Annotated in this window: 21 protein-coding genes and 2 tRNA genes; 18 read left to right on the forward strand and 5 right to left on the reverse strand. The window is 65.4% G+C overall.

Features of this window, described 5'->3' with window-relative positions; genetic code table 11:
- Positions 1-29: 29 nt before the first annotated feature.
- From CLU90_RS12655 to CLU90_RS12685, 7 genes are all read left to right on the forward strand, one after another.
- Complete coding sequence (locus tag CLU90_RS12655; protein ID WP_092711131.1) at positions 30-1,241, forward strand: hypothetical protein; 1,212 nt, start codon at positions 30-32, stop codon at positions 1,239-1,241.
- A gap of 190 nt (positions 1,242-1,431) precedes the next feature.
- Complete coding sequence (locus tag CLU90_RS12660; protein ID WP_034754171.1) at positions 1,432-2,403, forward strand: bifunctional riboflavin kinase/FAD synthetase; 972 nt, start codon at positions 1,432-1,434, stop codon at positions 2,401-2,403.
- A gap of 67 nt (positions 2,404-2,470) precedes the next feature.
- Positions 2,471-5,371: an isoleucine--tRNA ligase gene (gene ileS / locus CLU90_RS12665; protein ID WP_100428077.1), complete on the forward strand. Its 2,901-nt coding sequence runs from the start codon at positions 2,471-2,473 to the stop codon at positions 5,369-5,371.
- A gap of 89 nt (positions 5,372-5,460) precedes the next feature.
- Complete coding sequence (gene lspA / locus CLU90_RS12670; protein ID WP_034754175.1) at positions 5,461-5,970, forward strand: signal peptidase II; 510 nt, start codon at positions 5,461-5,463, stop codon at positions 5,968-5,970.
- A gap of 17 nt (positions 5,971-5,987) precedes the next feature.
- Entirely contained in the window at positions 5,988-7,208 is a 1,221-nt protein-coding gene (gene coaBC, locus CLU90_RS12675) for a bifunctional phosphopantothenoylcysteine decarboxylase/phosphopantothenate--cysteine ligase CoaBC (protein WP_100428078.1), read from the forward strand.
- Between the two features lie 35 nt (positions 7,209-7,243).
- A complete protein-coding gene (dut, locus tag CLU90_RS12680) occupies positions 7,244-7,693 on the forward strand; it encodes a dUTP diphosphatase (RefSeq protein ID WP_034785229.1) in 450 nt (149 codons plus the stop codon).
- A gap of 10 nt (positions 7,694-7,703) precedes the next feature.
- The gene (locus CLU90_RS12685) at positions 7,704-8,807 is read left to right on the forward strand and encodes a M48 family metallopeptidase (RefSeq protein ID WP_092711139.1); all 1,104 of its coding nucleotides are present in this window, start codon (positions 7,704-7,706) and stop codon (positions 8,805-8,807) included.
- A 14-nt stretch (positions 8,808-8,821) separates the two neighbouring features.
- Here the strand turns inward: CLU90_RS12685 and CLU90_RS29695 are convergent, their stop codons facing one another.
- The gene (locus tag CLU90_RS29695) at positions 8,822-8,962 is read right to left on the reverse strand and encodes a hypothetical protein (RefSeq protein ID WP_175444556.1); all 141 of its coding nucleotides are present in this window, start codon (positions 8,960-8,962) and stop codon (positions 8,822-8,824) included.
- A 98-nt stretch (positions 8,963-9,060) separates the two neighbouring features.
- Here CLU90_RS29695 and CLU90_RS12690 point away from each other — a divergent pair, with 98 nt between their 5' ends.
- From CLU90_RS12690 to CLU90_RS12710, 5 genes are all read left to right on the forward strand, one after another.
- Positions 9,061-10,068 (forward strand): XdhC family protein, encoded by a 1,008-nt coding sequence (locus CLU90_RS12690; RefSeq protein ID WP_092711141.1) that lies wholly within the window; start codon positions 9,061-9,063, stop codon positions 10,066-10,068.
- Between the two features lie 68 nt (positions 10,069-10,136).
- Complete coding sequence (locus CLU90_RS12695; RefSeq protein WP_100428079.1) at positions 10,137-11,042, forward strand: DNA-3-methyladenine glycosylase family protein; 906 nt, start codon at positions 10,137-10,139, stop codon at positions 11,040-11,042.
- 57 nt (positions 11,043-11,099) lie between these two features.
- Positions 11,100-11,471 carry a COG4315 family predicted lipoprotein gene (locus CLU90_RS12700; RefSeq protein ID WP_100428080.1) on the forward strand — a complete coding sequence of 124 codons (372 nt, stop codon included), beginning with the start codon at positions 11,100-11,102 and terminating at the stop codon, positions 11,469-11,471.
- Between the two features lie 15 nt (positions 11,472-11,486).
- Positions 11,487-12,002, forward strand: a complete 516-nt coding sequence (locus CLU90_RS12705) for an RNA polymerase sigma factor (protein WP_100428081.1) — start codon at positions 11,487-11,489, stop codon at positions 12,000-12,002.
- Positions 11,999-12,790 (forward strand): anti-sigma factor family protein, encoded by a 792-nt coding sequence (locus CLU90_RS12710; RefSeq protein ID WP_100428082.1) that lies wholly within the window; start codon positions 11,999-12,001, stop codon positions 12,788-12,790. Before CLU90_RS12705 ends, CLU90_RS12710 begins: the two co-directional genes overlap by 4 nt.
- A gap of 61 nt (positions 12,791-12,851) precedes the next feature.
- Here CLU90_RS12710 and mug read toward each other — a convergent pair whose 3' ends face one another.
- Positions 12,852-13,373: a G/U mismatch-specific DNA glycosylase gene (gene mug / locus CLU90_RS12715; protein ID WP_100428083.1), complete on the reverse strand. Its 522-nt coding sequence runs from the start codon at positions 13,371-13,373 to the stop codon at positions 12,852-12,854.
- A gap of 152 nt (positions 13,374-13,525) precedes the next feature.
- On the opposite strand from mug, the gene CLU90_RS12720 reads away from it, so the two are divergent.
- Both CLU90_RS12720 and CLU90_RS12725 read left to right on the forward strand, forming a co-directional pair.
- A complete protein-coding gene (locus CLU90_RS12720) occupies positions 13,526-14,002 on the forward strand; it encodes a (2Fe-2S)-binding protein (protein ID WP_092711152.1) in 477 nt (158 codons plus the stop codon).
- On the forward strand, positions 13,999-16,305 hold the full coding sequence (locus tag CLU90_RS12725; RefSeq protein WP_100428084.1) for a xanthine dehydrogenase family protein molybdopterin-binding subunit: 2,307 nt from the start codon (positions 13,999-14,001) through the stop codon (positions 16,303-16,305). The genes CLU90_RS12720 and CLU90_RS12725 overlap by 4 nt, the downstream gene beginning before the upstream one ends.
- Here CLU90_RS12725 and CLU90_RS12730 read toward each other — a convergent pair.
- Positions 16,302-17,498 carry an MFS transporter gene (locus CLU90_RS12730; protein WP_100428085.1) on the reverse strand — a complete coding sequence of 399 codons (1,197 nt, stop codon included), beginning with the start codon at positions 17,496-17,498 and terminating at the stop codon, positions 16,302-16,304. The genes CLU90_RS12725 and CLU90_RS12730 overlap by 4 nt on opposite strands.
- A gap of 110 nt (positions 17,499-17,608) precedes the next feature.
- Between CLU90_RS12730 and CLU90_RS12735 the strand changes: the two genes are divergently transcribed.
- Positions 17,609-18,397 carry a helix-turn-helix transcriptional regulator gene (locus CLU90_RS12735; protein WP_092711158.1) on the forward strand — a complete coding sequence of 263 codons (789 nt, stop codon included), beginning with the start codon at positions 17,609-17,611 and terminating at the stop codon, positions 18,395-18,397.
- Between the two features lie 70 nt (positions 18,398-18,467).
- On the opposite strand, the gene CLU90_RS12740 is transcribed toward CLU90_RS12735, so the two are convergent.
- Both CLU90_RS12740 and CLU90_RS12745 read right to left on the reverse strand, forming a co-directional pair.
- A tRNA-Met gene (locus CLU90_RS12740) sits at positions 18,468-18,544 on the reverse strand.
- Between the two features lie 129 nt (positions 18,545-18,673).
- Positions 18,674-18,750: transfer RNA gene (locus CLU90_RS12745), tRNA-Met, on the reverse strand.
- Positions 18,751-18,936: 186 nt separating this feature from the next.
- Between CLU90_RS12745 and CLU90_RS12750 the strand changes: the two genes are divergently transcribed.
- The 3 genes from CLU90_RS12750 to CLU90_RS12760 all read left to right on the forward strand — a co-directional run bounded on the left by CLU90_RS12750 (position 18,937) and on the right by CLU90_RS12760 (position 21,034).
- Positions 18,937-19,515: an NUDIX hydrolase gene (locus CLU90_RS12750; RefSeq protein ID WP_092711160.1), complete on the forward strand. Its 579-nt coding sequence runs from the start codon at positions 18,937-18,939 to the stop codon at positions 19,513-19,515.
- A 13-nt stretch (positions 19,516-19,528) separates the two neighbouring features.
- Positions 19,529-20,245 (forward strand): leucyl/phenylalanyl-tRNA--protein transferase, encoded by a 717-nt coding sequence (gene aat / locus CLU90_RS12755; protein WP_092711162.1) that lies wholly within the window; start codon positions 19,529-19,531, stop codon positions 20,243-20,245.
- A 66-nt stretch (positions 20,246-20,311) separates the two neighbouring features.
- Complete coding sequence (locus tag CLU90_RS12760; protein ID WP_092711164.1) at positions 20,312-21,034, forward strand: arginyltransferase; 723 nt, start codon at positions 20,312-20,314, stop codon at positions 21,032-21,034.
- Positions 21,035-21,046 lie beyond the last annotated feature (12 nt).

A 21,046-nucleotide genomic window follows, 5' to 3' on the forward strand; every position in this document is an offset into this window, starting at 1 on the left:
CTATTCGCTTTTTACTGAAAGACTTTCTTATGTCCAAGTTTCGTCTCGCTCATCTCGGCCTCGTCATGGCCGCTATCGGTTTTACCGCAGCAACTCCCGTAATCGGCCTGGGCTCGCTGGCATACGCCGCGGACACCGTGCGTGCCGAAGTGGGCAAGCCACTGCAAGAAGCGCAAAAACTCGCTAGCAGCGGCAAAAACAAGGAAGCGCTGGCCAAGCTGCGCGAAGCTGACAGCGTCGGCGGCAAGACCGCCTTTGAAAGCTACCAGATCGAGCGCGTGCGCGCCTCGGCCGCTGCCGCCGCCGGCGACAACGGCACCGCCATCAAGGCTTTCGAAGCCGTCATCAATTCCGGCCGCCTGAGCGCCGCCGAAGCCCCCAAATTTACCCAAGCGCTGGCAGGCATGTACTACCGCGCCAAGGACTGGCCGAATACCATCACCTGGATCAAACGTTCGCTGAAAGACCGCGAAGATCCACAGATGCGCGAACTGCTGATCCAGACCTACTACGTCAGCGGCAACTACGCCGAAGCGGCGAAAGAACTGCAGTCGCGCGGCGGCAACTCGGAAGCGAGCCTGCAAATGCTGGCCAACATCCAGTTGAAACAGAACGACAAGGCCGGCTACGTGGCCACCCTGGAAAAACTGGCCGGCAGCTATCCGAAGACCAGCTACTGGGCCGACCTGCTGAACCGCGTGTCGGGCAAGCCTGGTTTCTCGCAGCGCCTGGGCCTGGACGTCCAGCGCCTGCGCCTGGCTAACGGCCTGTTCAGCAAGCCATCCGAATACATGGAAATCAGCCAGTTGGCCTTGCAAGCAGGCAATCCTGGCGAAGCGCTGAGCATCATCGAGCAGGGCTACAAAAAAGGCGTGCTGGGCACCGGCGCCGATGCCGCCCGTCACCAGCGCCTGAAAGACCTGGCCCTGAAGACCCAGGCCGACCTGAAGGCCAATGCCGCCAAGTCGGAAGCGGAATACGTCAAGAACAAGGACGCCGACAGCTTGAGCAAGCTGGGCTTCGCCCTGGTCTACGATGGCCAGGCAGAAAAAGGCCTGGGCTTGATGAATGACGCCGTGAAAATGGGCACCGCCAAGTATCCGGAAGAAGCCAAGCTGCACCTGGGCATCGCCTACATCCACGCCGGCAAGAAATCCAACGCATCGACCGCGCTGAAAGCCGTCAAGGGCACGGATGGTGCTGCGGACCTGGCCCGCTACTGGGCATTAATGAACAAGTAAGACAATATCGCCAAGATATTGTCGGGCAGCTAGTCGAGTGCCCGCCGCGAAAAGCGTTGCCAGCACACCCGCCGGCAACGCTTTTTATCATTTCAGCAGGGAAATTACCCCTGCGCCCGCCCTGCCGGGTGTGCATCCCTGAAACAGTCCGTATAATCCCCCTTTTGGCACAGTTTTTCATCAGATTCCTATGAAGGTATTCCGCGGACTTCCCAATGCCCAGGCACGAGCGCCTTGCGCTCTGACCATCGGCAATTTTGACGGTGTCCACATCGGCCATCAGGCCTTGCTGGCGCGCGTGCGCGAAGCTGCCACCGAACTCGGCATCGAAGCGGCCGTGATGACGTTCGAACCGCACCCGCGCGAGTTCTTTGCGCAGCGCGCGGGCGACCTGTCGAAGGCGCCGCAGCGCATCGCCAACCTGCGCGACAAGCTGCAATCGCTGGACGACGCCGGCATCGACCGTGTCGTCGTCGAGCACTTCAGCGCCCAGTTCGCCGCCCTGACGCCGCAGGAATTCACGGAAAAAGTCCTCGTCGACGGCTTGCACGTGAAATGGCTGATGGTCGGCGACGACTTCTGCTATGGCGCCCGGCGCGCCGGCGACGTGGCCATGCTGCAGGAAGCGGGCCGCCAATACGGTTTCCACGTAGAAACTCTGCCGACGGTGATGAATGGCAGCACGCGCATTTCCTCGTCGGCCGTGCGCCTGGCGCTGGCCGCCGGCGATTTCCCGCTGGCCACGCAATTGCTCGGCCATCCCTACGCCATTTCCGGCCATGTGATCCACGGCCAGAAACTGGGCCGCACCCTCGGTTTCCCCACCCTGAACCTGCGCGTGGCGCACCGCCCCGCCCTGTCCGGCATCTTCATCGTGCAGGTGCACGGCCTGGGGCCGGCGCCGCTGCCGGCCGTGGCCAGCCTCGGCGTGCGCCCTACCGTCGACGACAGCGGCCGCGTCTTGCTGGAAGTGCATCTGTTCGATTTCGCCCAGTCCTGCTACGGCAAGCTGGTACGCGTGGAATTCCTGGAAAAGCTGCGCGACGAAGAAAAGTACGACGACTTGCCCACCCTGACGGCCGCCATCGAGCGCGACTCGAACCAGGCGCGCGCCTACTTCGAGCAGCGCAGCGGCGCCATTACCGCCACCGACCGAATTTGACGCCGGCCAACTCCGCCGCCTGGCGGCACCCGCCGCCGCAAACCATTCAATATCATTAAAGAAGATTATGTCCGATCAAAACAAGCCAGCCACGCCCAAGCAGAACAAGAAGCCAGAAAGCAAATACCCGGTCAACATGACGGAAACCCCGTTCCCGATGCGCGGCGACATGGCCAAGCGCGAGCCGCAATGGGTACAGCAATGGCAAGACAAGAAAGTCTACGAGCGCGTGCGCAAGGCCGCCGCCGGCCGTCCGAAATTCATCCTGCATGACGGCCCGCCGTACGCGAATGGCGATATCCACCTGGGCCACGCCGTCAATAAGATCCTCAAGGACATGGTCGTCAAATCGCGCTCGCTGGCCGGCTTCGACGCGCCGTATGTACCGGGCTGGGATTGCCACGGCATGCCGATCGAGATCCAGATCGAAAAACTGCACGGCAAGAACCTGCCGACGGCCGACGTGCTGGAAAAAGCGCGCGCCTACGCCAACGTGCAGGTCGAGCGCCAGAAGAAGGATTTCATCCGCCTGGGCGTACTGGGCGAGTGGGACAACCCTTACCTGACGATGGCGCACGGCAATGAAGCGGACGAATTGCGCGCGCTGGGCAAGCTGCTGGAAAAAGGCTATGTCTACCGCGGCCTGAAACCCGTCAACTGGTGCTTCGACTGCCAGTCGGCCCTGGCCGAGGCGGAAGTGGAATACGCGGAAAAACGCGATCCCGCCATCGATGTCGGGTTCAAGTTCGCCGAGCCGGCCAAACTGGCGGCCGCCTTCGGCCTGCCATCGCTGCCGACCGATAACGGCTACATCGTCATCTGGACCACGACGCCGTGGACCATCCCGTCGAACCAGGCGCTGAACGTGCACCCGGAAGTCAAATATGCGCTGGTGAAGACCGAGCGCGATGGCCAGCCACTGCTGCTGATCCTGGCGCAAGACCTGGTCGTGGCCAGCCTGGCCCGCTTCAAGCTCGAGGGCACGACGATCGCCACCTGCGACGGCGCGGCCCTGGCCGGCATCAGCTTCCGCCACCCGCTGCATGCATCGGACGCGTTCTACGACCGTTTGTCGCCCCTGTACCTGGCCGAATACGTGACCACGGAAAGCGGCACCGGCGTGGTGCACTCGGCGCCAGCCTACGGCCTGGACGACTTCATCTCGTGCAAGGCGCACGGCATGAAGGACGACGACATCATCAAGCCCGTCATGGGCGACGGCAAGTTCGCCTCGACCCTGCCCCTGTTCGGCGGCATGACCATCTGGGAAGCGTCGAAGCCGATCTGCAACGCCCTGCGCGAAGCGGGCGCGCTGTTCGAAGTCAAGATGTTCGACCACAGCTACATGCATTGCTGGCGCCACAAGACGCCGATCATCTACCGCGCCACCTCGCAGTGGTTCGCCGGCATGGACGTGACACCAAAAGACGGCGGCGCGACCCTGCGCGAAACGGCCCTGAAAGGCATCGCAGAGACCGAGTTCTTCCCGGACTGGGGCCAGGCGCGCCTGCACGGCATGATCGCCAACCGTCCCGACTGGACCCTGTCGCGCCAGCGCCAGTGGGGCGTGCCGATGGCCTTCATCGTGCACAAGGAAACGGGCGACCTGCATCCACGCACGCCGGAATTGCTGGAGCAAGTGGCCAAACTGATCGAAAAAGACGGCATCGAGGCATGGCAGGCGCTGGACCTGCAAGACCTGATCGGCGACGAAGCGGCCATCTACGCGAAGAACAAGGACACCTTGGACGTGTGGTTCGATTCCGGCGCCACGCACCAGACGGTGCTGGGCGGCCCGCAAGGCCACGGTTCGCACTCGACGCAGCTGCAATTCCCGGCCGACCTGTACCTGGAAGGCTCGGACCAGCATCGCGGCTGGTTCCACTCGTCGCTGCTCGTGTCGTCGATGCTCAACGGCCGTCCGCCGTACAAGGCCCTGCTGACGCACGGCTTCACGGTCGATGGCGAAGGCAAGAAGATGTCGAAGTCGCTGGGCAATACGCTGGCGCCGCAAAAGATCTCGGACACCCTGGGCGCGGACATCCTGCGCCTGTGGATCGCCTCGACCGACTACACGGGCGAGCTGTCGATCTCCGACGAGATCCTGAAGCGCGTGACGGAATCGTACCGCCGCATCCGCAACACCCTGCGCTTCCTGCTGGCCAATACGTCGGACTTCAATCCGGCCACGGACGCCGTGCCGGTGGCGGAAATGTTCGAGATCGACCGCTATGCGCTGGCCAACATGGCATCGCTGCAAACGCAGATCGAAAACAACTACGCGCGCTACGAATTCCACCCGGTCGTGTCGAAGCTGCAGACGTACTGCTCGGAAGACCTGGGCGGCTTCTACCTGGACATCCTGAAGGACCGGTTGTACACCTCTGGCTTGAGCTCGCACGCGCGCCGTTCCGCGCAGACGGCCCTGTGGCACATCACGCAAAGCCTGCTGCGCCTGATGGCTCCTGCCCTGTCGTTCACGGCCGAAGAAGCATGGGCCGTCTTCGCCGGCAGCGAAGCGTATGCCGCCAGCGATGAAACCATCTTCACGCAAACCTGGTGGCAGCTGCCGGCGGTGGCGGATGCGGCCGAGCTGCTGGAAAAATACACGGCCCTGCGCGCCGTGCGCACGGATGTCACGAAACAGCTGGAAGACTTGCGCACCTCGGGCGCCATCGGTTCGTCGCTGCAAGCGGAACTGACAATCAAGGCCGCGCCGATGAAATACAAGCTGCTCACCACCCTGGGCGAGGACCTGAAGTTCGTCTTCATCACCTCGCAGGCAAGCGTGGTCGAAGTGCTTGAGGAAGCGGCAGAAGAGGTGGTCGTGGCCGCGTCGACGGCGCCGAAGTGCGAGCGCTGCTGGCACTACCGTGCGGACGTGGGCACGGACGCCGCGCATGCTACCCTGTGCGGCCGCTGCGTCAGCAATCTGTTTGGAAAAGGCGAATCGCGCCGCTTCGCCTAAAGCAGCAAACCGGGACGGGATGACTCCCGCCCCGCTCCCACCGCCGCTGCCCGCAAGAGTAGCGGCGGCTTTATCTTCCCTGGAAAAATATGGCCACTAAAAACCGTTTTTCATCGAAATCGTCATCCTCGGCGTCGCTCGTGCCCTGGCTGGGCATTGCCGCCATCGTCATCCTGTTCGACCAGATCACCAAGATCACGATCCTGAAGACCTTCCGCTACGCGCAAGAGATGGTCATCACCTCGTATTTCAACCTGGTGCTCGCATATAACAAGGGCGCCGCGTTCAGTTTCCTGTCCGACCAGGGCGGCTGGCAGCGCTATTTCTTCACCGGCATCGCCCTGGCGGCCGCCATCTACATCATCTATCTGCTGAAAAAGCACGCGGGCCAGCGCATGTTCTGCTGGGCCCTGGCGCTGATACTCGGCGGCGCGCTGGGCAACGCCATCGACCGCCTGATGTATGGCCACGTGGTCGATTTCCTCGACTTCCACTGGAAAAGCTGGGGCCACTTCCCCGCTTTCAATATCGCCGACAGCGCCATCTGCATCGGCGCGGCCCTGTTCATCATCGATGAACTGCGCCGGGTAAACAAATAAACACGCGGGAGAACGGCATGGAATTGTCCGGCAAAAAAATCGTCCTGGGACTGTCAGGCGGCGTCGCCTGCTACAAGGCGGCGGAACTGTGCCGCGCGCTGACCAAGGCCGGCGCCTCGGTGCAAGTGGTGATGACGGATGCCGCCAGCCACTTCATCACGGCCGTCACGATGCAGGCGCTGTCCGGCCACCCCGTGCACACGAGCCAGTGGGATGCGCGCATAGCCAACAACATGGCGCATATCGATCTGACGCGCCATGCGGACGCCATCCTGATCGCGCCGTGTTCGGCAGACTTCATGCGCAAGCTCGCGCACGGCGTGTGCGACGACCTGCTGTCAACCCTGTGCCTGGCCCGTCCCGCCCACCTGCCCCTGCTGGTGGCGCCGGCCATGAACGTGGAAATGTGGCAGAACCCCGCCACGCAACGCAATGTGCAGCAGTTGCGCGACGACGGCATCAAGCTGTTCGGCCCGGCCGCCGGCGAACAGGCATGCGGCGAAGTTGGCCTGGGCCGCATGCTGGAACCGGAGCAATTGCTGACGGAGCTGATCGCCGCCTTCCAGCCGAAAGTCCTGGCGGGCAAGCGCGTGCTGGTCACGGCAGGACCCACGTTCGAGGCCATCGACCCCGTGCGCGGCATCACCAATCTGTCTTCGGGCAAGATGGGCTATGCGGTGGCGCGCGCGGCGCGCGAAGCGGGCGCCGAGGTGCTGCTCATTTCCGGCCCCACGGCCCTGGACGCGCCATTCGGCGTGCGCCGCATCGACGTGCAAAGCGCGCAGCAGATGCATGACGCCGTGCTGGCCCACGTCGACGGCCAGCACGTCTTCGTCGCCGTGGCCGCCGTGGCCGACTGGCGCGTGGCCAACGCCAGCGACCAGAAGATGAAAAAGCAGGCCGACGGCTCCGTGCCCGAACTGCAGTTCGTGCAAAACCCCGACATCCTGGCCACCGTGGCGGCACGCACGAACCTGGCCGGCTACCCGTATTGCGTGGGCTTTGCCGCCGAATCGGAAAACCTCGTGGAATTCGGCTCGACCAAGCGCGAGAAAAAGGGCATTCCCCTCCTTGTCGGCAATATCGGCCAGAACACGTTTGGCCAGGACGACAACACCATCATCCTGTTCGACGAGGAAGGCCATACCGTGCTGCCGCGCGCCTCGAAACTGAACCTGGCGCGCCAGCTGATTTCGGAAATCTCGAAGCGCATTGCCAAGAATTCGCTGCTCAAATAATCCTTTTAAACGACTTAGCTTAGTTAGTTAGATTCATGAAAAATATCGACATCAAGATCCTCGACGCCCGCATGAAAGAACTGCTGCCGGCCTACGCCACGCCAGGCAGCGCCGGCCTGGACCTGCGCGCCTGCATCGATGAAGCCATCACTATCGAAGCCGGCCAGACGGTGCTCATACCCACCGGCCTGGCCATCCACATCGGCGACCCGTCGTATGCGGCCATGATTTTGCCGCGCAGCGGCATGGGCCACAAGAACGGCATCGTCCTGGGGAATCTGGTAGGCTTGATCGACTCCGATTATCAGGGCCAGCTGATGGTATCGACCTGGAACCGGGGCCAGAGCGCTTTCACGCTCAACCCCATGGAACGCCTGGCGCAGCTGATTATCGTGCCGGTGCTGCAAGTGGGCTTTAACGTCGTCGAGGAATTCGGCGACAGCGAACGCGGTGTTGGCGGTTTCGGCAGCACCGGCAAACATTAAGGACTTTTTTATGCCAGGTTTCCGCCATCTGATCCCAGCCCCAACCTCGCTGCGCCGATTGGCCACTCCTCTCCTGTTGGCCACTGCGGCCATCCTTGCCGGCTGCACCACGCCGGCGACGAATGTCAGCGGCCCGTTCAACATCGTGCCGGCGCCCGATGCGCCCGCGCCGACGGCGCAGCAAAAGGCGGCGCAGGAAGAACTGGTGAAGATGGTGGCGCTGCAGGACCGCCTGTCGAAAGTCTCGGCGCCCCTGCTGATCAACAATGCGGACCTGTGCAAGACGTATGCGCGCAACCTGCTGGGCTTCACGGCGCAGAACAAGTATTCCTACCCTGGCATCTATGCCGACGCGGCGCAGGCAGCGCTCGGCTACGGTGAACAGATGCAGGTGTCCGGCGTCTTGCCGGGCAGCGGCGCCGCGCGCGCCGGCTTGCGCAAGGGCGACGGCTTGCTGGCCGCCGAAGGCAAGCCGCTGCCGGCCGGCCCGAAAGCGGAAGGCCCGTTCGGCGCCATCGTCGGCCCGCTGGCCTCGAAAAGCGCGAGCCTGAACATGACCATCGCCCGCGACGGCCAGCAGCAGGACATCAAGATTCCCGTCACGCGCGCCTGCGCCTTCCGCGTCGCCCTGGGCAATGCGGACAATATCAACGCGTATTCGGATGGTTCGCGCATCATGCTCACGCGCGGCATGATCAACGCGGCGCAAAACGACGAAGGCATCGCCTTCGTCATCGCCCGCGAAATGGCCCACAACATCCTCGACCACGCGCGCAGCCAACGCACGGCAGGTACGGCCGCCACCATCATCGACAGCCTGGGCGCCGTGCAGCCCGACGTGTCGATGCTGACGGGCACCGCCGGCATCAAGGCCATGCCGCAGGAACTCGACGTGCAGGCCGACACCCTGGCCATCTACCTGCTGGCGCGCGCCGGCTACAACGTCGACAATGCCGCCCGCTTCTGGCAGCGCCTGGCCACGCAAGTGCCGGCCACGGTCGCCAACGGCTACACGGCCCTGCATCCGGGCACCAACTCGCGCATGGCGGCCATCAACCGCGCCGTCATCGACGTGCGCGCCAAGCAGGCGGCGAAGAAGCCGTTGAAGCCTTAACGCGACAGTTTAGTTCAGGCGCCCGGGAAATTCGGGAAATACGTTCCCATGATCCAGGTCAGGGCGCCGCAAAACACCACCGCCAGGAACAGGGCGATGAGCAGTTTGCCAAACTTGGGGATGCCGTCGTCTTGCGTTTTTTGGTCGTTCGACATGAAAACTCTCCGCAGGCTGTTGGAGAGCGTAGTATAGCCACAATATTGAAGAATATTCCATACTTTGCCGCGTACTTGCGGCTTTCCTTCCGCGCCCCATGGACAGCATCGACCTTGAAGTTCTGAAAACCAGCGCCGCCTGGCTCGCCGCAGGACACCGCTGCGAACTCGTCACCGTCATCAAGACCTGGGGCTCCAGCCCCCGCCCCGTGGGCGCCACTCTGGCCATCTGCGACGATGGCACGGTGGTCGGTTCCGTCTCCGGCGGCTGCATCGAGGATGATCTGATCGACACCGTGCGCGTGCACGGCATCGTGCGCACGCAGCCTGAAATCGTCAGCTACGGCATCAGCGCCGACGAAGCGCACCGCTTCGGCCTGCCCTGCGGCGGCACCATCGAACTGGCCATCGAACCGCTGCATGCGGGCAGCGGCGTGGCCGAACTGCTGGCGCGCCTGGAAGCGCATGAACTGGTCGAACGCCGCCTGGATCTCGAAAGCGGCGCCGTCACCCTGCGGCGCGCCACGCCGGGCGCGGTGCTGGCCCTGGAAGATGGCGTGCTCACCACGCAGCACGGCCCCCGCTGGCGCTTGCTGATCATCGGCGCCAGCCAGCTGTCGCGCTTCGTCGCGCAAATCGCCACAGCCATGGACTACCACGTCATCGTCTGCGACCCGCGCGAGGAATACCGGGGCGGCTGGAACGTGCCCGGCGTGCCGCTGCTGCACGCCATGCCCGACGACCTCGTGCTGGAATTGAAACTCGACAGCCGCAGCGCCGTCGTCGCCCTCACGCATGACCCCAAGCTCGACGACCTGGCCCTGATGGAAGCGTTGAAATCGCCCGCGTTCTACGTGGGCGCCATCGGCTCGCGCGCCAACAATGCCAAACGGCGCGAGCGGCTGCTGCAGTTCGACGTCAGCGCGGAACAGCTGGCGCGCCTGCATGGCCCCATTGGCCTCTACATCGGCAGCAAGACGCCGGCCGAAATCGCCATTTCCATCCTGGCCGAACTGACGGCCGTGAAAAATGGCGTGCCCGACGCCCTGCAGATCCAGCATGCGGCGGCCCTGAGCCCGCCCACCACCGACATCTGCGCCCGCTAAGGCAAAAAGCAAGAAACGCGGTGCGCCCGCAGCGCTTCCCTGATACGCTCCCTGATTTCCCGCCCACCATGACCCTGCTGCACTGGACCCTCCCCCTGCCCGCCGGCTACCGCCGCGACGACGTCATCGCCTTCCACAGCCGCGATGGCGAAGCCGTGGCGGAACAAGTCACGCCGACTGGCCTGCGCAAGGGCATCCTGCTGCACGGCGTGCCGGTCGTGCTGGACGTCGCTTTCACGGATGCTGCCGCCGTCTGCCGCGCCGAGGTCGATGGCGATGCGGACCTTCAAACACCGCTGCACGGCGCCTTGCTCAACATCCTCGGCCTGCGCATCGACCCGCAGCCGTTCGCGCAACTGGCCGCCGGCGACCCGCTGCTGGCGCCCCTGGTGCGCGCCAACCCGGGCCTGCGCATCGTGCAGTCGGCCAGCCCGTTCGAGGCGCTGACCTGGGCCATCATCGGCCAGCAGATCAACCTGCCGTTCGCCATTTCCCTGCGCCGCACCTTCATTCTGCAGGCGGGACGCCGGCACGACAGCGGCTTGTGGTGCTATCCCGAGGCGCGCGACGTGGCCCGACTGGCGGTGGAAGAGCTGACCAGCCGCAAATTCTCGCGCGCCAAGGCGGAAACCGTGCTGCGCCTGGCACGCCTCGTCGATGAGGGAGAACTGTCGCTGGAACTGCCCCCTTCCGGCGACGTGGCCGCCATATCGCAGGCGCTGCTGGCCGTGAAGGGCATCGGCCCGTGGACCGTCAACTACGCGCTGCTGCGCGGCTACGGCTATGCCGACTGCTCGCTGCACGGCGACGTGGCCATCCGCGCCGCCCTGCAAAAGCTGCTCGGCGAAGAGAGCAAGCCGGACATGGCGCGCACGGAACAGTGGCTGCGCCAGTACGCGCCGCACCGCACCATGGCGGCCGCCCACCTGTGGGCCAGCCTGCATGCAAAAAATAATCCGACGGCGGCGGAATAAACGGCGGGCGGCATGCGTCTATCCCTTGCAAGCCCTCAAAACCTCAAGGAGACCATCATGCGCTTTACCACTTTTGCCGCCACCGCCCTGTTCACCGCCTTGTCCGCCCCGCTGGCTTTCGCCGCTGACGTCATGCCCGCCAACGGCATGCTGGTCAACTCCAGCGGCATGACCGTCTACGTGTTCGACAAGGACGTCGCCGACAGCGGCAAGAGCGCCTGCAGCGGCGGCTGCCTGGTGGCCTGGCCCGCCGTCATCGCCACCGATGCGGCGCCCACCGCCCCGTACGGCAGCATCAAGCGCGAAGACAATGGCGCCATGCAGCTGACCTACAAGGGCAAGCCCCTGTACCTGTACAAGGAAGACAAGAAACCGGGCGACGTGGCCGGCGACAATTTCAAGAACGTGTGGCACGTCGTCAAGCCATAACAAAGCTGCGCCGCCATGACCGCGTTCGATGACAACCGCCAGCTGCAAGCGTGCCTGCCCGGCCTGCGCCGCTATGCGCGCGCGCTGGCGGGCGCCCTGCACGCGGACGACCTGGTGCAGGACACGGTGGAGCGGGCATGGCGCAAGCTCGACCAGCGCAGCGGCGAGATGCGGCCCTGGCTGTTTTCCATCATGCACAACCTGCACGTGGACCAGTTGCGCCGCCCCGGCCTGGCGCTGCAGGAACTCGACGATGACGCCCTGCTGCCCGCGCCCGAGCGCGCGCCGGGGCAGTTGATCGCCATCGGCGAAATGGATGCGGCGCTGGCCCGCTTGCCGCTGGGGCAGCGCGAAGTGATCCTGCTCGTCGCGCTGGAACAGATGCCCTACGAACAGGTGGCGGCCACCTTGGCCATCCCCGTCGGCACCGTGATGTCGCGTTTATCACGCGGGCGCGAGCGGCTGCGCGAACTGCTCGACGGCCGCCCCGTTGGCAGCCATGGCGCCCCCACCCTGAAAGTCGTGAAATGACAACGCAAGCCATCAGCGAAGCGCAATTGCACGCCCTGGCCGACGGCGTCCTGCCCGAGGAGCAGCAGGCGGCCATCGACGCCCACCTGCGCGCGCATCCCGAGGATGCCGCCAGGGTCGACGCCTGGCGCGAACAGAACCGGCAACTGCGCGCCCTGTTCGATCCCGTGCTGGACGAAGCCGTGCCTCCGGCGCTGCTGCAATCGGTATCGCCACCGGCGACAAACGGCGCCTGGCGCCGCCACGCCATGCAGACGGCAGCGGCCGTCGTGCTGGTGATCGCCGGCGGCGCGGGCGGCTGGCTGCTGCGCGGCGACGGTGGCGACATGCCGATCGCCAGCGCCAGCCCGATCTCCCTGGCGCGCAGCGCCGCCATCGCCCACGCCGTCTACACGCCCGAAGTGCGCCACCCCGTGGAAGTGGGGGCGGAACAGGAGGCGCACCTGGTGCAATGGCTGTCGAAACGCCTGGGCACGAAATTGCAGCCCCCCGCGCTGTCGCCGCTCGGTTATCGCCTGATCGGCGGACGCCTGCTGCCCGGCGATGGCGACGGCCCCGTGGCGCAATTCATGTACGAGGATGCCGGCGGCAAGCGCCTGACCCTGTACGTGGCGAAAGAGCGGGCCGGCAGGCAGGAAACAGCCTTCCGCTACACGCAGGAAAAGGACCTGAGCGTGTTTTACTGGATCGACGGCCAGCTCGGTTATGCCCTCTCGGCGAACCTGCCCAAGCAGGCACTGGGCAAGATCGCCGACGCCGTGTACGCGCAGCTGGAGCAGCCGCGCTGAAGCAGGTCGGACAAGGGACAAGCATCGCTACCCTTGACATGACGCGCGGTGAAACTGGGCGTCAGCCCAGCGCGCGTTTGAGCTCCGCATACGCGTCGACCAGCCGCTCCTTCGAATAGCCGCGATTGAGGCCGCTGGGATTGGGCAGTATCCACACGCGCACGCCGCCGAAGCGCTCCGCCTGTTCGCCCCATTCCAGCTGGCGCTTGCCCGTCATCGCCGCGTAGGCGGCCTTGCCCAGGAAGGCGATCCACCGCGGCTGCGTCACGGCCAGTTTGTCCCGCAGGCCCGCCGCCGCTTGCGCGAATTCGTCCGCCCCCACCTGGTCCGCGCGGCTGGTCGGGCGCCCGACGGCCGCCGTCAGCCCCAGTCCGAAAGCGAGCACGCTGGCATCGTCCTGCGGCGCCAGCAGATGCGGCGTGAAACCGGCCAGGTGCAGCACAGGCCAGAAGCGGTTGCCGCGGCCGAGAAAATGGTGGCCCGCGACGGCCGCGTCCACGCCGGGATTGAGGCCACAAAAAACCACCTGCAAGCCGGGCGCGAGGATGTCCGGCAAGCCATGCGCCGCTGCGATGTATGTCATGGAGAACTCCAATATCAGAAGCCGCAGTATGCCACCTGGCCCCACGGCCTGCAGAGCGCGGCGGCTGGTGCTACCATCCCCTACTGATGCGCTAATCCGTCCGGAGGATGGCCGTCGCGCTTTCCCGCACCATCCCCCACAGAGGAATACACATGACGACCCTGACCATCAATGGCAAGCAGCACGACCTTGCACTGCCTGAAGACACGCCCCTGCTGTGGGCCCTGCGCGACGAACTGGGCATGACCGGCACCAAGTTCGGCTGCGGCATGGCCCTGTGCGGCGCCTGCACCGTGCACCTCGATGGTGTAGCCATCCGCTCCTGCGTGACGCCGGTGTCGGCCGCCGCCGGCAAGAAGATCACCACCATCGAAGCCGTGGGCGAAGACAAGGTCGGCCTGGCCCTGCAGCAAGCGTGGCAGGAACACGGCGTGCCCCAATGCGGCTACTGTCAGGCCGGGCAGATCATGTCGGCCACGGCCCTGCTGCACAAGACGCCGGCACCGAACGACCAGCAAATCCGCGAAGCGATGAGCGGCAATATCTGCCGCTGCGGCACCTACACGCGCATCCACGCGGCCATCAAGCAGGCCGCCACCAGCATCAACGCAAAAGGAGCGGCCAAATGAGCATCCATGACACTCCCGCCGTCCATTCTCCCGCGCGGCGCAACTGGCTCAAGGCCGCCGGCGCGCTGGCCGGCCTGACTTTGGTGGCCGGCCCTTCCGGCCTCGTGATGGCGGCCGATGCCGTCAAATACGGCGGCGACAAGATGGCCGGCGGCGTGGTCGACGACACCCTCGTCTTCCTGTCGGTGGCCGCCGACGGCATCGTCACCATCGTGGTGCACCGCTCCGAAATGGGCCAGGGCATCCGCACCAGCCTGCCCATGGTGGCGGCCGACGAACTGGGCGCCGACTGGGCACAGGTGCGCGTACAGCAGGCGCCCGCCGACGAGGCGCGCTACGGCAGCCAGGATACGGACGGCTCGCGCAGCATGCGCCATTCGTTCCGCGCCATGCGCCACGTGGGCGCCACGGCGCGCCTGATGCTGGAAACGGCGGCCGCCGTGCGCTGGGACGTGCCCGTCACCGAGGTCAAAGCCGTCAATCATGCCGTCGTGCATGGGGCCAGCGGACGCTCGCTGTCGTTTGGCGCACTGGCCGAGGAAGCGGCCAAATTGCCGGTGCCGCCGCGCGCGCGCATCAGCCTGAAAACGGCGGACGAGCTGCGCTACATCGGCCAGACCAGCACGCGCGGCATCGACCTGCGCGACATCGTCACGGGCAACACCCACTTCGGCATCGACACGCGCCTCGACGGCATGGCATATGCCGTCATCGCCCGTCCGCCCGTCTTCGGCGGCAAGCTGAAAAGCGTGGACAAGACGGCGGCCCTGAAGGTGCCGGGCGTGCTGCGCATCGTCGAACTGGCGGGCAGTCCGCCGCCGGCCATGTTCAATCCGCTGGGCGGCGTGGCCGTCATCGCGCGTAACACCTGGGCCGCCATCAAGGGCCGCGAAGCGCTGGTGCTGGAATGGGAAGATGGCCCGAACGGCGATTACGACTCGAAGGCCTTCCGCAAGACGCTGGAAGCGGCCGTACGCCAGCCGGCCAGCCCCGCGCGCGACCAGGGCAAGACGGTGGCCACCCTGGCCGCCGCTCCCGCCGCGCGCAAACTGAGTGCCGAATACTATCTGCCCCACCTTGCCCACGCCACCATGGAGCCGCCCGCCGCCACCGTGCGCATCGCCGGCGGCAAGGCCGAAGTATGGGCCTGCGTGCAGGCGCCGCAAGCGACGCGCAGCAACGTGGCCACGGCGCTGGGCTTGTCGTACGACGACGTCACTGTGCACGTGACCCTGCTGGGCGGCGGCTTCGGGCGCAAATCGAAGCCCGATTTCGCCGTCGAGGCGGCGCTGCTGTCGAAAGCCATGGATGGCGCGCCCGTCAAGCTGACGTGGACGCGCGACGACGACCTGCAGCACGATTACCTGCACACGGTGTCCGTCGAGCGGCTGGAAGCGTCGCTGGACGCGAAAGGCATGCCGACGGCCTGGCTGCACCGCACGGCCGCGCCCACGATCACCTCGACCTTTGCGGCCGGCGCGAACAAGCAGGCGCCGTTCGAGCTGGGCATGTCGGCCATCAACGTGCCGTTCGCTATTGCGAACATCCGCGTCGAGGTGCCCGAAGTGCCGGCGCATACGCGCATCGGCTGGTTCCGTTCCGTGTCGAACATCCCGCACGCGTTTGCCATCCAGTCGTTCACGGCCGAACTGGCCCACGCGGCAAAGAAGGACCACCGCGACTACCTGCTGGCGCTCTTGGGCCCCGCGCGCAAGATCAACCCGGCCGACCTGTCCGACGGCTGGAACTATGGCGAAGACCCGGCGAAGTATCCGGTCGATATCGGCCGCATGCGTCACGTGATCGAGCTGGCGACGGCCAAGGCGGGCTGGGGCCGCAAGCTGCCCAAGGGACGGGGGCTGGGCCTGGCCGTGTCCTACAGTTTCGTCACCTATGTGGCGGCCGTGATCGAAGTGGAGATCAACGCGGCCGGCGAAGTCATCGTGCCCAGGGTCGACATCGCCATGGATTGCGGCCCGCAGATCAACCCGGACCGCGTGCGCTCGCAGATCGAGGGCGCCTGCATCATGGGCCTGTCCTTGGCCATGAGCGGCGAGATCAGCTTTAAAAATGGCCGGGTCGAGCAAAGCAATTTCCACGACTATAGCGTGCTGCGCGCCGCCGACGCGCCGCGCGTGATCCACACGCATCTGGTGCCTGGCACCCTGGACATGGAGCTCGGCGGCGTGGGCGAGCCGGCCACGCCGCCCATCGCCCCGGCCCTGTGCAACGCCATTTTCGCCGCCACGGGCAAGCGCATCCGCGCCCTGCCCGTGGGCATGCAGCTGGCGAAGAAAGGCTAGGAGCGCCGCGCCACTGGCAACTGCAGCAACAGCGCCGCAGCTGCCACGGCTGCGGCGCCGGCCGCCAGCAGCCACATGGGCCAGTTGAGCAGTAGCAGTACTGCGCCCATGGCGGCGCCGATGGCGCTGCCCAGGTAGAGCGCCGATTCGTTGAGGGCGATGGCCAGGTTGCCGTCACCCTGCCGCGCGCGCACGGCCAGCAGCTGCTGGTTTTGCGGCACTTGCAGGGCCCAGCCAGCCGCGCCCCACAGCGCAATCGGCGCCAGCATCAGCCAGGCCGACCAGCGGGCCGCCAGCGGCAGCGCGCACAAGGCCAGCGCCAGCAGCAGCAAGATGACGCAGGTCAGCTTCGGCGCCGCCACCTTGTCCGCCCATGGCCCGACCAGCACGCTGCCCACGATCCCCCCAACGCCCCACGCCCACAGAAAGGGCGTGACGGACATCGCCGCGCCCTGCGCGGACCACGCCAGCAGCGGCGCGATAAACGTGTACATGCCCAGGCTGGCGATGGCCGCCAGCAAGGACACGAGCAGGATGGCCAGCACCTGCCCATCGGCCAGCAAGGCCAGCTTGCGGCGCAGCGAGATGGCCGGTGCCGCCGGCAGCGCGGGCAGCTGCCACAGCAAGCCCGCCAGCGCCAGCCCGCCCAGGATGGCGACCAGCCACAGGGCCGCCGTCCAGCCCAGCTGCTGCGCCAGCAGCAAGCTCAATGGCACGCCCAGCACCGTGCCGCCCGCCATGCCGCCCATGATCAAGGCGATGGCCTTGCCCCGCTGCCGCGGCGCCGACACGCCCGCCGCCGCGGCGATACCGAGCGCCAGATAGACGCCCGCACCGATGCCGGCAATGGCCCGCCACGCGAGCAAACTGCTGAAACCGGGCGCCAGCGCGCTGGCCCCGTTCGCCAGCACGAACATGGCCAGCGCGGTCAAAAGGCCCGAGCGCTGCGCGCGCGCCGGCAGCAAGGCCACGGCCAGCGGCGAACCGAGGCCATAGGCCAGGGTGAACGCCGTCACCAGTTGCGCAGCCATCGCCAGGGAAACGGAAAACGCGCCGGCGATCATCGGCATCAAGCCCGCCGTCACATACGACGCCATGCCCAGCGCGAACGCACCGATGGCAATCAGGTAGACGGTGGCGGGCAGCGCGGCAACAGCAGATACAGGCGTGCGGGAAGATGAATAGTCAGACATGGGCCAGCCCTCAGGAAGAAAGCAGGCATTCTGGAATACAATATAAACAATTACAATTTAACTGTTTATGCTATTACTGGCAGCAACAGACTCACAGGAACAAGCTCACCATGCGCACTTTGGCCCGCACCCGCCACGAACTGGCCGCCTACCTGCAGGCGCGGCGCGCGCGGCTGTCGCCGGAAGACGTGGGTTTACCCGGCGGCGGACGGCGCAGGACACCGGGCTTGCGCCGCGAAGAAGTGGCGGCGCTGGCCGGCGTGGGCCTGACCTGGTACACGTGGCTGGAGCAAGGGCGCGACATCGGCGTCTCGAGCGCCTTTCTCGACAAGCTGGCCGAAGTGCTCAAACTGGACGCGGCAGAACGCCGTCACCTGTTCCTGCTCGCGCATGCGCGCCCGCCCGCCGAAGAGGGCAAGACCTTTTGCGTGGTGCCGCCGCCGGTGCGCCGATTGATGCACGAGCTGGCGCATCCGGCCTATGTGCTCAACCTGCGCTGGGACGTGCTGGCGTTCAATGCGGGCGCCGACACCCTGTTCGGCTTCGGCGCGCATGGGCCATCGCGCCGCAATCTGCTGTGGCTCTTGTTTACCGACCCGCTGCTGCGCTCGCGCTTCACGGCCTGGGAAGAGCAGGCGCCGCTGATGCTGTCGAGCTTTCGCCGCGACTACGCGCGCGCCACGCAGGAAGCCGATATCCACGCGCTGGTGGAGGAGCTGGAAAAAGTGTCGCCCGAATTCAAGCGATGGTGGCGCCGCCACGACGTGCATGCGCCGTGTGCAGGCGTGCGCCAGCTGACAATCGACGGCGAGCAGGTCGCCTATGAGCACACCTCGCTGACCATCGATGCGGACCGCCATCTGCGGCTGGTCGTGTATGCGCGCCAGGCGCCGGAGTAAACGGGACGCACAACGGGGCGCGCAACGAAAAAACCGCTGGCCCTCTTGCGAGGAACCAGCGGCTTCGAATTGGTTGCGGGGACAGGATTTGAACCTGTGACCTTCGGGTTATGAGCCCGACGAGCTGCCAGACTGCTCCACCCCGCAGGCGAATTATATACCAGTTTGCTGCACTGCGGGGAGCTAATCGCGGCAGGCGGCTGGACAAGCTGCATGGGCGGCCCGGAAATGGAAAAAGCCGCTGATCCTTTGCAAGAATCAGCGGCTTTCCGGTATTGGTTGCGGGGACAGGATTTGAACCTGTGACCTTCGGGTTATGAGCCCGACGAGCTGCCAGACTGCTCCACCCCGCACAAGAATTATAAGGGCAAACGGGTGGCTTAGGCAATAGCTATCTCAAATTCAACCGCAATAGACCAATCTAATGAATGCGCGGGCGATATGAGCGGCAGCCAATCGTGCCTGCACAGCTCGCCACGCGGCACGCAATCGGTGTACAGTAAGCGTTACACTAGACATCTCTTATCCTAAGCCTGCCCATGAAATTCTGTTCCGAATGCGCCCATCCTGTCAGCCTGTCCATTCCGGAAGGCGACAACCGTCCCCGCTATGTGTGCGCCAACTGCGACGCCATCCATTACCAGAACCCGAAAATGGTGGTCGGCTCGATTCCCGTCTGGGAAGAGGATGGCCAGTTGCAGGTCTTGCTGTGCAAGCGGGCCATCGAGCCGCGCCTCGGCTACTGGACCCTGCCGGCCGGCTTCATGGAAAACGATGAAACCACGTCCGACGCGGCCGAGCGCGAAACGGTGGAGGAAGCGGGCGCGAATATCGAACTGGGGCCCCTGTTTTCGCTGCTGAACGTGCAGCGCGTGCACCAGGTGCACCTGTTCTACCTGGCGCGTTTGCGCGACCTCAATTTCGCGCCCGGCATCGAAAGCCTCGACGTGCAGCTGTTTACGGAAGCGCAGATACCCTGGGACGACCTGGCCTTCCCCACCATCCGCGCCACCCTGGAACTGTTCTTTGCCGACCGCGTGAAAATCCGCGAAGGCGGCAGCTACGGCGTCCATACGGGCGACATCACGCGCCCGATGGCCCGCGCGGACGCAGAGTAAGCCACCACGCCGCATGATTCCCTGGCTCGATATCCACACCCCGTTCCCCGACGTCGCGCGCGCCCTGACCGACGAGGCACCCGGCCTGCTGGCGGCCGGCGCCGACCTGTCGCCCGCGCGCCTGCTCGACGCCTACCGGCGCGGCATCTTCCCCTGGTTTTCCGAAGGCCAGCCCATCCTGTGGTGGAGCACCGATCCGCGCATGGTGCTGATGACGGAAAACTTCAAGGTGTCCGACAGCCTGGCCAAGGCGATCCGCAAGGTCGAGCGCAGCGCCGCCACGGACGGGCGCTGGCAGCTGCGCTTCGACGGCGATTTCGAGGCCGTCATGCGCGCCTGCGCGGCGCCGCGCAAGGATGGCCCGGGCACCTGGATTTCGGACGAGATCATCGCCGGCTACACGGGCTTGCACAAGCTGGGCTACGCGCACTCGTCGGAACTGTGGCTGGACGGTGAACTGGTGGGCGGCGCGTATGGCGTGTCGATCGGACGCATGTTCTATGGCGAATCGATGTTCGCCCGCGTCTCGGATGGCTCGAAGATCGCATTGGCGCACCTCGTACGGTTTTTGCAAGCGCGCGGCGTGACCATGATTGACTGCCAGCAAGAAACCAGACACCTGGCCTCGCTGGGCGCGGCGCCCATTTCGCGCGCGCGCTTCCTGGCCCATGTGCGGATCGCCATTGAAGCAGCGCAAATCACGGATTGGCATGCTGCGCCACCGGCGTAAAAAAGCTATGATAGCTCCAGGCACACCGACAGGCACACCGCCGCGGACAGACCAGACAGGACCAGCATGACGCACCTGAACGAACTACCGTTTGCCACCCTGCAGTTCTACACGACGGCACCGTACCCGTGCAGCTACCTGGACGACCGCCAGGCCCGCTCGCAGGTGGCCACGCCTTCGCACCTGATCAACAGCGACGTGTATTCGGAACTGGTGCGCAACGGCTTTCGCCGCAGCGGCATTTTTACCTACCGCCCGTATTGCGACGGCTGCCAGGCCTGCATCCCCGTGCGCGTGGTGACGGGCGATTTCACGCCCAACCGCAACCAGCGCCGCGCCTGGAGCCGGCACGCCGGCCTGCAGGCGGGCGTGGCCACCCTGTCCTTCCTCGACGAACACTACGAGCTGTATCTGCGCTACCAGAGCACGCGCCACGCGGGCGGCGGCATGGACCAGGACAGCCGCGACCAGTACGCGCAATTCCTGCTGCAAAGCCGGGTCAATACCCGCCTGGTGGAATTTCGCGACGCCGACGGCACCCTGCGCATGGTCAGCATCATCGACGTGCTGGCCGACGGCCTGTCGTCCGTCTACACGTTCTTCGATCCGGACGTGCCGGGCGCCTCGTACGGCACCTACAACGTGCTGTGGCAAATCGCCCAGGCGCAGGAACTGGGCCTGCCCTACATCTACCTGGGCTACTGGATCGAACAGAGTCCGAAGATGGCCTATAAAATCAACTTCAAGCCGCTGGAAGCACGGATCAAGGGGCAGTGGGTGATCCTGTAAATTAAACCCAAC

This window comes from Janthinobacterium sp. 67, from assembly GCF_002797895.1.
Classification (GTDB): Bacteria; Pseudomonadota; Gammaproteobacteria; order Burkholderiales; family Burkholderiaceae_D; genus Janthinobacterium.

Excerpts from the sequence above, each read along its gene's own strand:
- CLU90_RS12655 (WP_092711131.1), top strand. The coding sequence starts at position 30 with ATGTCCAAGTTTCGTCTCGCTCATCTCGGCCTCGTCATGGCCGCTATC.
- aat (WP_092711162.1), top strand. The coding sequence starts at position 19,529 with ATGATTCCCTGGCTCGATATCCACACCCCGTTCCCCGACGTCGCGCGC.
- lspA (WP_034754175.1), top strand. The coding sequence starts at position 5,461 with ATGGCCACTAAAAACCGTTTTTCATCGAAATCGTCATCCTCGGCGTCG.
- CLU90_RS12720 (WP_092711152.1), top strand. The coding sequence starts at position 13,526 with ATGACGACCCTGACCATCAATGGCAAGCAGCACGACCTTGCACTGCCT.
- CLU90_RS12750 (WP_092711160.1), top strand. The coding sequence starts at position 18,937 with ATGAAATTCTGTTCCGAATGCGCCCATCCTGTCAGCCTGTCCATTCCG.
- CLU90_RS12735 (WP_092711158.1), top strand. The coding sequence starts at position 17,609 with ATGCGCACTTTGGCCCGCACCCGCCACGAACTGGCCGCCTACCTGCAG.
- ileS (WP_100428077.1), top strand. The coding sequence starts at position 2,471 with ATGTCCGATCAAAACAAGCCAGCCACGCCCAAGCAGAACAAGAAGCCA.
- mug (WP_100428083.1), bottom strand. The coding sequence starts at position 13,373 with ATGACATACATCGCAGCGGCGCATGGCTTGCCGGACATCCTCGCGCCC.
- CLU90_RS12710 (WP_100428082.1), top strand. The coding sequence starts at position 11,999 with ATGACAACGCAAGCCATCAGCGAAGCGCAATTGCACGCCCTGGCCGAC.
- CLU90_RS12685 (WP_092711139.1), top strand. The coding sequence starts at position 7,704 with ATGCCAGGTTTCCGCCATCTGATCCCAGCCCCAACCTCGCTGCGCCGA.
- CLU90_RS12730 (WP_100428085.1), bottom strand. The coding sequence starts at position 17,498 with ATGTCTGACTATTCATCTTCCCGCACGCCTGTATCTGCTGTTGCCGCG.
- CLU90_RS12690 (WP_092711141.1), top strand. The coding sequence starts at position 9,061 with ATGGACAGCATCGACCTTGAAGTTCTGAAAACCAGCGCCGCCTGGCTC.
- CLU90_RS12695 (WP_100428079.1), top strand. The coding sequence starts at position 10,137 with ATGACCCTGCTGCACTGGACCCTCCCCCTGCCCGCCGGCTACCGCCGC.
- CLU90_RS12725 (WP_100428084.1), top strand. The coding sequence starts at position 13,999 with ATGAGCATCCATGACACTCCCGCCGTCCATTCTCCCGCGCGGCGCAAC.
- CLU90_RS12705 (WP_100428081.1), top strand. The coding sequence starts at position 11,487 with ATGACCGCGTTCGATGACAACCGCCAGCTGCAAGCGTGCCTGCCCGGC.
- CLU90_RS29695 (WP_175444556.1), bottom strand. The coding sequence starts at position 8,962 with ATGTCGAACGACCAAAAAACGCAAGACGACGGCATCCCCAAGTTTGGC.
- coaBC (WP_100428078.1), top strand. The coding sequence starts at position 5,988 with ATGGAATTGTCCGGCAAAAAAATCGTCCTGGGACTGTCAGGCGGCGTC.
- CLU90_RS12760 (WP_092711164.1), top strand. The coding sequence starts at position 20,312 with ATGACGCACCTGAACGAACTACCGTTTGCCACCCTGCAGTTCTACACG.
- CLU90_RS12700 (WP_100428080.1), top strand. The coding sequence starts at position 11,100 with ATGCGCTTTACCACTTTTGCCGCCACCGCCCTGTTCACCGCCTTGTCC.
- dut (WP_034785229.1), top strand. The coding sequence starts at position 7,244 with ATGAAAAATATCGACATCAAGATCCTCGACGCCCGCATGAAAGAACTG.
- CLU90_RS12660 (WP_034754171.1), top strand. The coding sequence starts at position 1,432 with ATGAAGGTATTCCGCGGACTTCCCAATGCCCAGGCACGAGCGCCTTGC.